Source organism: Isobaculum melis (genome assembly GCF_900111355.1).
GTDB classification, from domain to species: Bacteria; Bacillota; Bacilli; order Lactobacillales; family Carnobacteriaceae; genus Isobaculum; species Isobaculum melis.
In genome coordinates, this window is the sequence record NZ_FOHA01000013.1 from 1 (window position 1) to 13,620 (window position 13,620).

Below are 13,620 nucleotides of genomic sequence, written 5' to 3' on the forward strand. Positions count from 1 at the left end.
ATCTCTTAAACATTAAATAGTGTGGTGGCGATGGCAAGAAGGATACACCTGTTCCCATGCCGAACACAGAAGTTAAGCTTCTTAGCGCCGATAGTAGTTGAGGGTTTCCCTCTGCAAGGGTAGGACGTTGCCACGCATTTAATTATTCCGAAATAGCTCAGTTGGTAGTAGCGCATGACTGTTAATCATGATGTCGTAGGTTCGAGTCCTACTTTCGGAGTATTTTTTTTTGCAAAAAAACACATTGTATGCCGCCTTAGCTCAGTAGGTAGAGCGTTTGCATGGTAAGCAAGAGGTCGCCGGTTCGATCCCGGCAGGTGGCTTAAGCAAATGGTGAAAAGACTTTTTTAAAGTCTTTTTTTGTTTATTAGTAAAATAAAGTATTTAATAAATTTGGGGTATTTTTTTTATGAGAGATACTTTATACTTTTATCTAGAGCTTGTGTGAAAGCTCTGAATTATTTTTTAGTAGTTACATACTTATACATAGAAAGTTGGAAGTAAATGAAGAAAGAATTTATTCAAGTAAATGAAGTATCTTTAGGAACTATTTTTGATGATAAAGTAGATGAACGCCCATTACTAATTTATGTTCATGGTGGCCCATTGTACCCAGAAAGTGCGATCATCACAAAGTATTTTCCTCAGATTAGCCAATTTTTTCAATGTGTTTTTCCAGAAATGCGTGGTGCTGGAATGAATGCAACGATTGACATTACAGATGGTAAAGCTGTTTTTGACGATTTTGCTTCAGATGTTAAGGAAATAACACGCCATTTTTTGGAAAGATTTAACAAGAAAAAAGCATTTATTTTAGGCCATTCATTTGGAACTGTAACAGCAAGTAAGGTAGTGAAAGCCTATCCTGAACTTTATCATGCATACATCGGTGTAGGGCAAGTCAATGATATGTATGAGCATAATAAAATTGTTTATGACTTTATGCTGACAACTGCAAAAAATAAAAATAAGAAAAAATTAATGGCTAAGCTGGAGAATAATAAAAATAGAGCTTATCTTTCAAGTAAGGAATTTTTTCTATCTAGTCAACAGATAACAGCAGCAGAAAGAAAAACTATTTTCCATACAAGAAAATATGGCTCATTTCAGACAATCAAAGATGTCTTCTCCTATAAATTATATTCTTTTACTGAAAAGAAACAATTCTTTGGTGCACTTTTTTCAAGTAAATTAATGACTTTTTTAACAAATGATATGTTTGATATGAATATTGGCGAAGAAATTGAAAGTTTAGTCATACCTATGTACCTATTTGCTGGGAAACATGATTTAATGGCTTGTACAGAGCAAGCATTAGCCTTCTATGATAAAATAGATGCACCTAAGAAAAGCTTCTATACCTATGAAAATAGTGCGCATTTTCCGATGTTTGATGAGCCTCAAAAATTTGAAAAAGATTTACAAGAGATTATTGCAGCATTTTAAAGAGATTCTATTCGTTTTATCTATTCATAAGAGGAAGGAGGGAGAAAGATGAGTGATTATAAACAGGCTCTAATTGACTACATAAATGCGACAAATACTCATGATTTTTCTGAAGTGGAGAAATGTTTGGCCCAAAATGCAGTTTATTGGTTTTCTGATAATAGTTGTACAACAATAGATGCAATCAAAGAATATTTTGAACAGGCTTGGACGACTGTTCAGGAAGAGGTTTATCAAGCGGATCATGTTCAGTGGATTGCGACCTCTTCTGAAGTGGCTACTTGTATTTATGAATATAAGTGGTCAGGTTTGGTTAATGGTATTCATCAATCTGGTAAAGGGAGAGCGACGAATATCTTTAAGCAAGTGGATCAAAAATGGCTTTTAATTCATGAACATTTGAGTGCTTAAAATGTTCATGAAAATTTATGTTAAATATTTAAAAAAAAATTGTAAACGCTTTCTTTGTGTGTTATGATGAATTTACAAAGAAATAGGATTGTTACCAGCAGTGGGCAAAACCTAAATTAATTTGATACTACAAGTATGAATTGTAGCCTCAAATTAGTTTGGGTTTTTTTCTTTTTTTAAACAAACTAAACAACACCTAGATAAAGATGAGAGGAGATTTAAAATGAAATATGAAGACTTAGCAAAAACGATTATTGAAAAAGTTGGTGGCAAGGGAAATGTAATCAGTGTTGTTCATTGTATGACAAGACTACGTTTTAAGCTTAAAGACGAAAGTCTTGCCAAGACAGATGAGTTAAAAGATATGGATGGAATTGTGACGGTTATGCAAAGCGGTGGACAGTATCAAGTTGTCATTGGCAACCATGTATCAGATGTGTATAAGGCAGTTACCTATGTTGGCGGTTTTAATAATGAGGAAGCCTTAGAGATTGACGAAGGCGATAATAAGCATATGAGCTTATTTGATAAATTTATTGATACTGTCTCTGGTGTATTTACACCGACACTAGGCGTATTAGCTGGTACAGGGATGATTAAAGGTTTATTAGCAATCTTAACGATTACAAAATTAGTCTCAGCAGACTCAGGAACTTATTTACTATTAAATGCTATTGGTGATTCATTATTTTATTTCTTCCCAATTATTCTAGGATACTCAGCTAGTAAGAAATTTAAAGGCAATCCTTTTATTGGTATGGTTATTGGTGCGTGTTTAGTTTATCCAGCAGTGGTGGGAATGGCGCCTACCTTGGAGGGACCAGGTGAGGGTGTTCTTTACACTTTATTTAAAGGAACCGTCATTGAGTCACCTATAAAATTGACCTTCTTTGGTTTACCAGTTATTTTACCAATTAATGGGTATGGTTCTTCAGTCATTCCAGTTATTTTTGCAGCATTCTTTGGGGCAAAGGTAGAGAAATTCTTTAAAAAAGTTATTCCAGATGTCGTGAAAATGTTCTTGGTTCCTTTCTTTACAATTTTGATTGTTGTGCCTCTTACCTTCCTAATCATTGGACCAATTGCTTCTTGGTTAGGTGATTTATTAGGTGCTGGTAGCTTGGCTATTTATGATTTAAGTCCAATTGTAGCAGGTGCCTTAATTGGCGGTTTATGGCAAGTATTTGTGATGTTTGGATTACACTGGGGATTAGTCCCTATTGCGTTAATTAACTTAGGAAAATTCCAAAGTGATCCAGTTTTAGCGTTGACTTTTGCCGCATCATTTGCTCAAATCGGTGCTGTTTTAGCAGTTGTGTTAAAATCTAAAAATGATAAGGTTAAGGGGCTGGGAATTTCAGCTTTTATAACGGGGATTTTTGGCATTACAGAACCAGCTATTTATGGAATTACCTTACCACGTAAAAAGCCTTTCATTATGAGCTGTATTGGTGCAGGGGTTGGTGGAGCGTTAATTGGTCTATTTGGTGGTAGAAGCTTCCAAATGGGAGGCTTAGGTATCTTTGCTATCCCAAATAAGATTAACCCTGTTGATGGCATAGGGATGGATTTCTATGGCACATTAATTGCTATTGCTGCAGGATTTGTTGTCGGATTCTTCTTAACCTATATGTTTAGTGGCAAAGAAGAAGCAACATTAAAATAAAATCGTTGTTAAGATGCTTTTCTTCATTTCAGAATTTTGAAATGAAAGAAGAGCATTTTTTGTGATAAGATAGATAAAGGCAAGGTAGGAGGAAAAATATGGTACATAAAAGTGATAAAAGAGTAACTTTATATTTGGTTAGACATGGTGAAACAACATTTAATGCGAACTTTCAAGTTCAGGGTTGGTCTGACACCCCCTTAACTGAAAAAGGAGTAAAAGGTGCAGAAGTACTTGGGAAAAAACTAGCAATGATTCCATTTAAAAAAGCTTATGCAAGTGATTTAGGTCGAGCGATTAAAACCGCGCGTCTATTAATCAATCTAAGCAAAAAACAGACACTTGAACTAACGGAACTAATAGAGCTAAGAGAGTGGCATTATGGAGGCTTTGAAGGCAGAGATGATGCCTTCATGTGGGGGATTATTTTTGAATCGCAAGGACTGACCTATGACCCAGCCTTTTCTCAATTAAAGGCATTAACAGAAAAAGTAACAGAAGCAGAAATAGCAGAAATTATTCAAACAAATGATGCGACCAAGACAGCTGAATCCTATTTAGAAATTGTCACTCGTGTGAAGCAAGGGATTGAAAAAATAATAGCTGAAATGATTGCTTTAGGTGGAGGCAATGCACTCATTGTTACCCATGGAATGACGATACTGACCATCTTAAAATTATTTGTAGCTGAACCAGTTGAAGCTTTAGAATTACCAAATTGTAGTGTGACCACTTTAGTGATAGAAAATGGTCGTATTTACTTAGAAACCTTAGGAGAACAATAGCATTTCCTAATATTTCCAGTATAAAACAGAACTTTTATACTGGAAAATGAAAAAAAACGAAAAAAGAACTTTACAAAGCGGCAAAAACTTTATATAATCAATCTTGTGGCAAAAAGCTAAGCAGTAAATAATTAGGCCCGTTGGTCAAGCGGTTAAGACACCGCCCTTTCACGGCGGTATCACGGGTTCGATTCCCGTACGGGTCATATAATAAGATGGAGGGGTAGCGAAGTGGCTAAACGCGGCGGACTGTAAATCCGCTCCTTCGGGTTCGGCAGTTCGAATCTGCCCCCCTCCACCATTTTATTATTGGGCTATCGCCAAGCGGTAAGGCAACAGACTTTGACTCTGTTATGCGTTGGTTCGAATCCAGCTAGCCCAGTTGCTTCGAAACACTACGACTGACAATCTTCGATTGACAGAGTAGATGTTGAGAAGTACAAAGCGAGTGAAACGAGACTTTGTCACCTTAATACGGAAACACTACTATTAGTAAAAATATTAATTGATAGCATTGATGTTGAGAAGTACAAAGCGATTGAAATGAGACTTTGTCACCTTAATACTGAAACACTGTCGTTAGTAAAAATACTAATTGATAGCATCGATGTTGAGATGAATAAATTTTTCTCGCATTAAATTGAAACACTATCGCTAACAGTCTTTAGATTAAAGCATAGTTATCATTAAACAAATAAACAAAAGTGTGGTATCGATAGCAAGAAGGATACACCTGTTCCCATGCCGAACACAGAAGTTAAGTTTCTTTGCGCCGATAGTAGTTGAGGGGTTCCCTCTGCAAGGATAGGGCGTTGCCACGCACTGTTTATTTTTTTTATTTATCCATTTGAGCCATTAGCTCAGCTGGGAGAGCATCTGACTTTTAAGCAAAGGGTCGCAGGTTCGGCCCCTGCATGACTCATTCACCTTACTTTATTTAAACGAAAGAGATTCTTCTCTTTCGTTTTTTTTGTAAATTGATTAAATTTTTGTATAAATCCTATAAGGAAACAGACGGATGAATGGTCTATATGATATAATAATGAACGAATAATGTCATTTAAAATAATAACGGAGGTGACATGTGAAATGTCAATTGATTGGTCTACTGTTTTTACATGGCACCAATTAGCGAATGTAATTGATGTCCTAGTTGTTTGGTTTTGCATTTATAAATTAATTTTGATGGTACGTGGCACAAAAGCCGTTCAGTTATTGCGGGGAATTGTGATTATCCTAGTGATTAAAATTATCAGTGAATATGTAGGCTTACAAACAATTGCTTGGATTATGGACCGTGTGATTCAATGGGGCGTACTAGCAACGATTATTATTTTCCAGCCAGAGCTAAGACGTGGTTTAGAACATTTAGGTAGAGGATCTTTGTTTGGAAAAGCCAAGCGTGAAACCAATCAAACTGTGAAAATGATTGATGGGCTAGATAAGGCTGTTCAATATATGGCAAAACGTCGAATAGGTGCATTGATTTCGATTGAAAAGGAAACACGTTTAGATGAATATATTGCAACTGGGATTCCTTTAGATGCAGATATTTCTGGGGAGCTGTTGATTAATATCTTCATTCCAAACACACCATTACATGATGGGGCTGTTTTGATTAAACAAAATAAAATAGCCGCAGCAGCTGGTTATTTGCCATTATCTGAAAACCCATTTATCTCTAAAGAGTTGGGAACTAGGCATCGTGCAGCTATTGGTTTAAGTGAAGTGTCAGATGCGTTGACAATTATTGTTTCAGAAGAAACAGGAGAAGTCAGCATTGCTCAAAACAGTGAACTTATGAGGGATTTAACACATGAAAATTTTGTTAAAGTATTAGAACAGCAATTAGTTACTCCTGATAGTAAGAAGAAACCAAATATGATTCAAGAGTTTATCTCTGGTATTACAAGGAGGGACTCTAAATGATGAATAAAATAATGAATAGTAAATGGTCAGTAAGAACCCTGGCTTTTGTTGCTGCTCTGCTTTTGTTTGCTTATGTCAAAGGTGTTGATATTGGTAAAAATACGATTGATACGGGTTCAATTGTTAGTTATAAAAGTAAAGCAACAATGAGTGATATTCCTATTCAAGTGCTAAAAGATAAAGATAAAGATTATTTTATTTCAGGGATTCCTCAATTTGTTTCCGTTTATATTGAAGGACCAAGAAATATTGTGCAAACAACTGAAAATTTACAGGATTTTAAAATTTCTGCTGATCTTAGAGGTTTAGCACCTGGGGAACATGTGGTAAAATTAAAACAAACAGGGATTTCTGATGAAGTAGCTGTTTCGATTATTCCTGATACAGTGACCGTTTCAATTGAAGAAAAAGAAACAAAATCATTTCCTGTAGAAGTTGAATTCAATCCATCCTTGATTGCACCAGGTTATGTTTCTGCAGAACCTGTTTTAGATTATGATGAAGTTGAAATATCAGGTTCTAAATCGACCATTGATAAAATTGCTTATGTAAAGGTTTCTGTTTCTCCAGAAAATGGTCTGAAAAAGGATTATAATGAAGAGGTTTCGGTGCAAGTGCTGGATGCAGACTACAATAAACTTGATGTCACAGTTAATCCAGAGGTCGTTCAAGTGAAAATTCCAATTCATGCATTGACTAAAACCGTACCCATTACATTTAAACAAACAGGGACGCCCAAGAAAGGGAAAAACTATCAGCTCTCTTCTCCTATTACCACCATTACTGTTGCAGGAACACAAGAAGCGTTAGCTAAGCTTTCAACGGTAGCAGTAGCTGTTGATATTAGTGATATTGAGCAGACTACTGTCAGAGATGTAACGGTTAATTTGCCTGAGGATGTCTTTTTATATTCTCCAGAAAAGGTAACAGTTGCGATTAATGTTACAGGTACAGTAGAAGAAAAACCCGCTAAAACAGAAGAGGATAAAAAAGATGAGTCAAGCTCAAGTAGTGAAAGTAGCAGCTCAGAGAGTGAAGCGGAATCTAGTAAAGATTCAAGTGTTTCGATGAATGGACAGTCAACAAAGAGTATTGTTCAATCCGGTATGCGTAGCGTTAAATTGAAAAACTATCAAAGATTAGCGAAAGACAGCCTAGCTCAATTTGTTGCTTTCAGTCGCCAGAAATAACGACAATTAAAACGGATTGACCTTAAATTAAAGGAGAGAAAACAAGCATGAGAAATTATTTTGGAACAGATGGTGTTCGAGGAGTTGCCAATTCAGAATTAACACCTGAATTAGCTTTTAAATTAGGAAGATTTGGTGGGTATGTATTAACCCAACACGCTGAAGGAAATGCAAAGCCTCGTGTATTGGTAGGAAGAGACACACGTATTTCTGGTATTATGCTAGAGTCAGCTTTGATTGCTGGATTATTATCTGTTGGTATTGAAGTGATGCAATTAGGTGTTATTTCAACACCCGGTGTTGCTTTCTTAACACGTTCACAAGGAGCAGCAGCTAGTGTGATGATTTCAGCTTCTCATAACCCTGCTGAGGATAATGGGATTAAATTCTTTGGTTCAGATGGCTTTAAGCTTTCTGATGAAACAGAACTTGAAATTGAAGCCTTATTAAATGCAGAGCAAGATAATTTACCAAGACCTAGTGCAGATGGTTTAGGTTCTTTAGATGAATATAATGAAGGCGCCTTAAAATACATTCAATTTTTACAGCAAACATTACCAAGTGATTTAGCTGGAATTAGTGTGTGTGTGGATGGTGCAAATGGGGCAACAAGTCCTTTGATTAATCGTTTATTTGCGGATTTAGAAACTGATTTTTATACAATGGGAACTTCTCCAGATGGCATCAATATTAATGCTGGGGTTGGTTCAACCCATCCAGAAAAATTAGCAGAGTTTGTCCTTGAAAAAGGTGCAGATGCTGGACTAGCTTTTGATGGAGATGGCGATCGTGTGATTGCAGTTGACGAGCTTGGTCAAATTGTTGATGGCGATAAAATTATGTATATTTGTGGAAAATATTTAAAAGAAAAAGGGCGCTTAAAACAGGATACAATTGTAGCGACGGTTATGAGTAATTTAGGGTTTCATAAGGCCGTTGAGGCAGCAGGAATGACTGCTTTAGAAACTCAAGTAGGTGATCGCTATGTTGTGGAAGAAATGCGTACGAATGGTTATAATTTTGGTGGTGAACAATCTGGTCATGTTGTGTTCTTAGATCATAATACAACTGGTGATGGGATGTTAACAGGGATTCAATTGTTGAATGTCATGAAGCAGACGGGTAAAAAATTATCTGAGTTAGCTGCTGAAGTGAATACCTATCCGCAAAAATTAGTGAACATTCGGGTGAGTGATAAAAATAACGCAATGGAACATGCTGCCATTAAAGAAGTCATTGAAGCGGTTGAAGCTGAAATGGATGGCGATGGTCGAATTCTTGTTCGTCCTAGTGGTACTGAGCCTTTATTACGTGTGATGGGTGAAGCGCCAACTGAAGAGAAAGTCAATCAATATGTTGACCGGATTGCGGCAGTTGTTCAGGCTGAAATTGGTTTAGATTAAATGAGTGTAAAATCGCTGGCAGGTTATTTCTTAGAAATAAGAAATAACCTGCCATTTTTTTAGGCTATGCAGTTTCTCTAATATGGGATACAATACTATTTAATGAGTGAAACGGGAGGAGGCAAATTGTGGAGAAGAAGAAGCAAGTAAGGTCTTTTGTTGGATTATACCTGTTTATTTATATGGTCATGAGTTTTTCGATGTCTCAATATGTGCCCTACTTAACAAAAATTGGGTATTCAACGGTTGAACGTGGGATGATGTTATCATCCTATGCGGTAACAACGATTGGCTTTCAACTATTATTTGGTTTTTTATCGGATAAATATCGCGCAATTAAAAAGTTTTTTGTTTTAGGGGTTGCGCTATATGCGGTGGCAGCCTGTGTGTTGTTTACAAGGCAGGACCAATTATTTATTTTTCATTTATTAATGGTTGCAATGGCTGGTGGTTTAATGAATTTAAATTTTGGTTTGATGGATAACTGGGTATTTGAACTAGGTGAATATACACGAACGCGTTTTGGTTTTATTCGGTTGTTTGGCTCAATTGGTTGGGCAATTGGTAGTACCTGTATTTCAGCGATTGTCTATCATTTTGGTTATGGTGGTGTAGCAACGGGCATTCTTTTCTTTACTGTAATTAGCTTTTGTATTGCTTATTTTATTGCCGATGCAGACAAAGGATCCCATAGTGCGACACAGGATGTTAAAATTTCTGATATTAAGACGCTGTTTCAAAATAAAAAATATGTTTTATTAACACTGATTTTGTTTTTACTTTATGCAATGAGTGCAACGAATAATAGTGCTGTGTTAGATAAGATGATGGCATTAGGAGCAAATGAAATTGATATTGGATATCGTTGGACCTTGATGGCGATTGTAGAAATTCCTACTTTCTTTTTTGGGGCTTATTTATTGAGGAAAATCAATCCTTATCGTCTATTATTGATTGCTTGTATTGCTTATACGCTTCAATTTTTAATTTATGGTCTTTCAACCACACCTTTCCAAATCATCTTAGCAGGGATGTTACAAATTTTCACAATCCCACTGATTATTTTGGTTGCAAGAGTGCTGCTTTTCGAGTATTCAAGTGATCAATTGAAATCAACAGGTCAGCTAGTAGCGATTAGTTTATATAATGGTGGCTCTTCATTACTGATTCCGACGATTGCAGGTGCTATTACCAGTGCTTTTCAAGTAGAAGTGACGATTTATTTAACAGCAATCTTAGGAGGTCTTGCTTTTTTACTCAGCTTGCTTCTTGGTAAAATGGGGAAAGAAATGGCTGAATAAATCAAAGAATATCACTTTTGCAACTGGTAGTTGCGGTATGTAACTAAATAATGGTAGTCAAATGAGTGCCTGTTTAGTAGGATAAAGGAAATAAATAGAGAGTGGATGTGAGTTGATTGTTTGCTGAACGATTAAAAAAATTAAGAGTTGAACAAGGTCTTTCTCAAGAAGAGCTAGCAGAAATATTAAATGTTTCAAGGCAATCTATTTCAAAATATGAGCAAGGTCTTTCATTTCCTGATTATGAAAAATTAACAATGTTAGTAGAATATTTCCATATTTCATTTGATGATTTACTTGCTCAAGGTAGTGAGGCTGGTCATCAAATGTCAAAAGCAAACCAAGTGGTTCCTACTTCCTTTAAAATACTCATTAAAAGTGAATTAACTAGAAATTTGACATCCTATTATAAATTTTATATTGCTAAGACCTTTAAAGAGAAAAAGGGCGTTGTTCCACAAGCGATGTTAATGGGGATAGATTCCACAAGTAGTTTCTGGGGAGATAGTGGAAAACCTTTAGGTTGGTATGAAACTGTAGAGGATGCAGAAAAAGAAATGACGGCAATTTATCATGCTATTTCCCAAAATCAGCCTACTTATATGTTGAAGTATAGTGTGAAGGTAAAGCGAAAAGGATTCCTTGGTTTACAAATTGATAGAGGATAGTCAGTGGTTAGGATAAATGGGACAGAATCGAAAAAGGGTCTTTTGACTCTTTTTTTATTTGTATAGACCAATTTTGATTATTTATTTTTTTGTTGACATATTACTGGTATTTAGTTATGCTTTAAATGCTTCTTTTGAAAATAAAAAATAATAATGGAGGTGTACCAATTTTAAAAAAGAACAGCGCCAGACCTGTTTTCAGGTGACGAGGAAAGAGCTTATCGAAGTATTCGGCGGGTGGCTCTAGGTTGATGTAATCTAAAGAATAAATACAAATCAAAATAGTAATATTTTAGACAAAAGTTTATTCACACATCTTTCAATACTAAAGAAGCGAATTTATTGAATGGAAGAGGTTTTTTTATTATGTGTGGAATTGTAGGATATATTGGGCATGAAAATGCCAAAGAGATTTTATTGCAAGGCTTAGAAAAATTAGAGTATCGTGGTTATGATTCATCTGGTATTTATTTGCTAAATGAAACAGGTCAAGGAGAATTATTTAAAGAAAAAGGACGGATTGCGACTTTACAAAGCTTGATTCCAACTGCTGCAAGCGGTACAAATGGGATTGGTCATACACGTTGGGCCACTCATGGAAAACCAAGTAGAGAAAATGCACATCCACATCAATCAACAAATAAAAGATTTACCATTGTTCATAATGGTGTGATTGAAAACTTTAGTCAGTTGAAGCAAATGTATTTATCTGATGGGACATTTGCAAGTACAACAGATACTGAAGTGATTGTTCAATTGTTGGCTAAATTTGTGGCAGATGGACAAGATACTAAAACAGCTTTTAAAAGAGTCTTATCTATCTTAAAAGGTTCGTATGCACTAGCGATGATTGATACTGCAACCCCTGAATTATTATATGTGGCTAAAAATAAAAGTCCTTTATTAATTGGTGTAGGGAAAGATTTTCATGTGGTAGCAAGTGATGCAATGGCTATGATTCATGTAACCGACCAATTTGTTGAATTGATGGATCAGGAAATGGTCATCTTGCAAGCGGAAGAAATGTTGATTGAAAATCAAACAGGAGAAGTTGTCGAACGTGCAGCTTACACCGCTTTGTTAGATGCTACGGATATTGAAAAGGGCACCTATCCTCATTACATGCTCAAAGAAATTGATGAGCAACCAGCTGTTTTAAGAAAAATTGTTCAGCATTATCAAGATGCTCATGGAAATTTAGCGGTTGATCAAGAGATTGTGGCACAAATGTTGCAAGCTGATCGGATTTATATTGTGGCCTGTGGAACAAGTAGTCATGCTGGTTGGGTAGGCAAGCAATTGCTAGAAACACTGACTCACATTCCTGTTGAGGTGCATTTATCTAGTGAATTTGGGTATAATCCACCATTATTAACTGAGAAACCTTTCTTCATTTTCTTGAGTCAAAGTGGTGAAACAGCAGATAGTAGACAAGTACTCGTACAGGTTAAAGAATGGGGCTATCCTACTCTAACGATTACGAATGTTCAAGGGTCTACTTTATCTAGAGAAGCAGATTACACGATGCTCTTACATGCAGGACCAGAGATTGCTGTTGCTTCAACTAAGGCTTATACAGCTCAGATTGCTGTTTTAGCCGTGTTAGCCGAGGTTGTGGGTAAATCTAAAGGATTACCGCTAACAGTTGATATGCAGCATGAATTAGGGATTGTTGCGAATGGTATGGAAATGATGATTGATGATAAAGAGAAGATTGAACAGTTAGCAAGTGAGTTTTTAGCTGTGAGCCGCAATGCGTTTTATATTGGTAGAGGATTAGATTATTACGCATCGATGGAAGCTGCACTAAAATTAAAAGAAATTTCTTATATTCAAACAGAAGGCTTTGCAGCTGGGGAATTGAAGCATGGTACGATTGCTTTGATTGAAGAAGGTACACCTGTAATTGGGATGATTACACAAGAAAATGTTGCCGGACATACACGTGGCAATATTCAAGAAGTCGCTTCTAGAGGTGGTCATGTGATGGTCATTGCAATGGATGGGCTAAATGAAGCGGGAGATGACTTTATTTTACCAAAAACACATCCACTGTTAACCACTTTAAATGCGATGATTCCAGCACAATTACTTTCCTATTATGCAAGTTTACACCGTGGCAATGATGTAGATAAGCCTAGAAATTTGGCGAAAAGTGTCACAGTTGAATAGCATGATAAATTGCTGACTTGTTTTCATGTGAAAAACGCGTAAAATAGAGGTAGATAGTAAGTGATGAAAGTGGGGAAATAGGACATGAAAAAAGTTCAAACTGAAAAAGCACCAGCAGCAATTGGCCCTTATGTTCAAGCGAATGTCTATAAAGGCATCATTTATACTTCAGGACAAATTGCTATGAATCCAGAAACTGGTGAAGTGATTGGAACAGATATTGCGGTACAAACGAAACAGACATTAACCAATTTGTATCATGTGCTAGCTGAAGCTGGTGGGGATTTTTCAACAGTGATTAAAACAACTTGCTTTATTAGTGATATGGCGAATTTTGCTGTATTTAATCAAGTGTATGAGGAGATGTTTGGCAAGAATTTTCCAGCTCGCTCTTGTGTGGAAGTTAGCAGGTTGCCAAAAGATGTTTTAATTGAAGTTGAAGCAATTGCCGTTGCGAAATAAAATAAAAAAAGCTTTTAGACCTAAAATAATTAGGGCTAAAAGCTTTTTTATTGTCGGCCGATTTTTTCTTTACACAATCTTAACACCACAAGCACTCATCTTAACACTATCTTTATCAGTTTCCTGTTAAGCTAATGCTATCTTAGGTAAAGGAGTTGTACATCATGGATTTCGTCATTCTTTTTGT

Annotated in this window: 11 protein-coding genes, 5 tRNA genes and 2 rRNA genes; all 18 read left to right on the forward strand. The window is 36.1% G+C overall.

Features of this window, described 5'->3' with window-relative positions:
* The first annotated feature begins 20 nt into the window (after positions 1–20).
* The 18 genes from rrf (BMW29_RS09745) (at position 21) to BMW29_RS09835 (ending at position 13,433) form a co-directional block, all read left to right on the forward strand.
* A 5S ribosomal RNA gene (gene rrf, locus BMW29_RS09745) occupies positions 21–136 on the forward strand.
* Between the two features lie 10 nt (positions 137–146).
* A tRNA-Asn gene (locus tag BMW29_RS09750) sits at positions 147–220 on the forward strand.
* Positions 221–250: 30 nt separating this feature from the next.
* Positions 251–323 (forward strand) — tRNA-Thr (locus BMW29_RS09755).
* 181 nt (positions 324–504) lie between these two features.
* Entirely contained in the window at positions 505–1,446 is a 942-nt protein-coding gene (locus BMW29_RS09760) for an alpha/beta fold hydrolase (protein ID WP_092652886.1), read from the forward strand.
* A gap of 48 nt (positions 1,447–1,494) precedes the next feature.
* On the forward strand, positions 1,495–1,857 hold the full coding sequence (locus BMW29_RS09765; protein ID WP_092652888.1) for a YybH family protein: 363 nt from the start codon (positions 1,495–1,497) through the stop codon (positions 1,855–1,857).
* Positions 1,858–2,080: 223 nt separating this feature from the next.
* The gene (locus BMW29_RS09770; RefSeq protein WP_092652890.1) at positions 2,081–3,523 is read left to right on the forward strand and encodes a PTS transporter subunit EIIC; all 1,443 of its coding nucleotides are present in this window, start codon (positions 2,081–2,083) and stop codon (positions 3,521–3,523) included.
* A gap of 98 nt (positions 3,524–3,621) precedes the next feature.
* Positions 3,622–4,308, forward strand: a complete 687-nt coding sequence (locus BMW29_RS09775) for a histidine phosphatase family protein (RefSeq protein WP_092652892.1) — start codon at positions 3,622–3,624, stop codon at positions 4,306–4,308.
* Positions 4,309–4,442: 134 nt separating this feature from the next.
* A tRNA-Glu gene (locus BMW29_RS09780) sits at positions 4,443–4,514 on the forward strand.
* 11 nt (positions 4,515–4,525) lie between these two features.
* Positions 4,526–4,609: transfer RNA gene (locus tag BMW29_RS09785), tRNA-Tyr, on the forward strand.
* A 9-nt stretch (positions 4,610–4,618) separates the two neighbouring features.
* Positions 4,619–4,690, forward strand: a tRNA-Gln gene (locus BMW29_RS09790).
* Positions 4,691–5,013: 323 nt separating this feature from the next.
* Positions 5,014–5,129: ribosomal RNA gene (gene rrf / locus BMW29_RS09795) — 5S ribosomal RNA — on the forward strand.
* Positions 5,130–5,397: 268 nt separating this feature from the next.
* Positions 5,398–6,237 carry a diadenylate cyclase CdaA gene (gene cdaA, locus BMW29_RS09805; protein WP_092652894.1) on the forward strand — a complete coding sequence of 280 codons (840 nt, stop codon included), beginning with the start codon at positions 5,398–5,400 and terminating at the stop codon, positions 6,235–6,237.
* Positions 6,234–7,427, forward strand: coding sequence for a CdaR family protein (locus BMW29_RS09810; RefSeq protein WP_092652896.1), 1,194 nt, complete (start codon positions 6,234–6,236; stop codon positions 7,425–7,427). The genes cdaA and BMW29_RS09810 overlap by 4 nt, the downstream gene beginning before the upstream one ends.
* A gap of 47 nt (positions 7,428–7,474) precedes the next feature.
* Positions 7,475–8,830 carry a phosphoglucosamine mutase gene (gene glmM / locus BMW29_RS09815; RefSeq protein WP_092652898.1) on the forward strand — a complete coding sequence of 452 codons (1,356 nt, stop codon included), beginning with the start codon at positions 7,475–7,477 and terminating at the stop codon, positions 8,828–8,830.
* A gap of 128 nt (positions 8,831–8,958) precedes the next feature.
* Entirely contained in the window at positions 8,959–10,131 is a 1,173-nt protein-coding gene (locus tag BMW29_RS09820; protein WP_177165739.1) for an MFS transporter, read from the forward strand.
* Positions 10,132–10,247: 116 nt separating this feature from the next.
* Positions 10,248–10,799 carry a helix-turn-helix domain-containing protein gene (locus tag BMW29_RS09825; protein WP_092652902.1) on the forward strand — a complete coding sequence of 184 codons (552 nt, stop codon included), beginning with the start codon at positions 10,248–10,250 and terminating at the stop codon, positions 10,797–10,799.
* 366 nt (positions 10,800–11,165) lie between these two features.
* Entirely contained in the window at positions 11,166–12,971 is a 1,806-nt protein-coding gene (glmS, locus tag BMW29_RS09830; protein WP_092652904.1) for a glutamine--fructose-6-phosphate transaminase (isomerizing), read from the forward strand.
* Between the two features lie 84 nt (positions 12,972–13,055).
* Positions 13,056–13,433: a RidA family protein gene (locus BMW29_RS09835; RefSeq protein ID WP_092652906.1), complete on the forward strand. Its 378-nt coding sequence runs from the start codon at positions 13,056–13,058 to the stop codon at positions 13,431–13,433.
* The last annotated feature ends 187 nt before the right edge of the window (positions 13,434–13,620 follow it).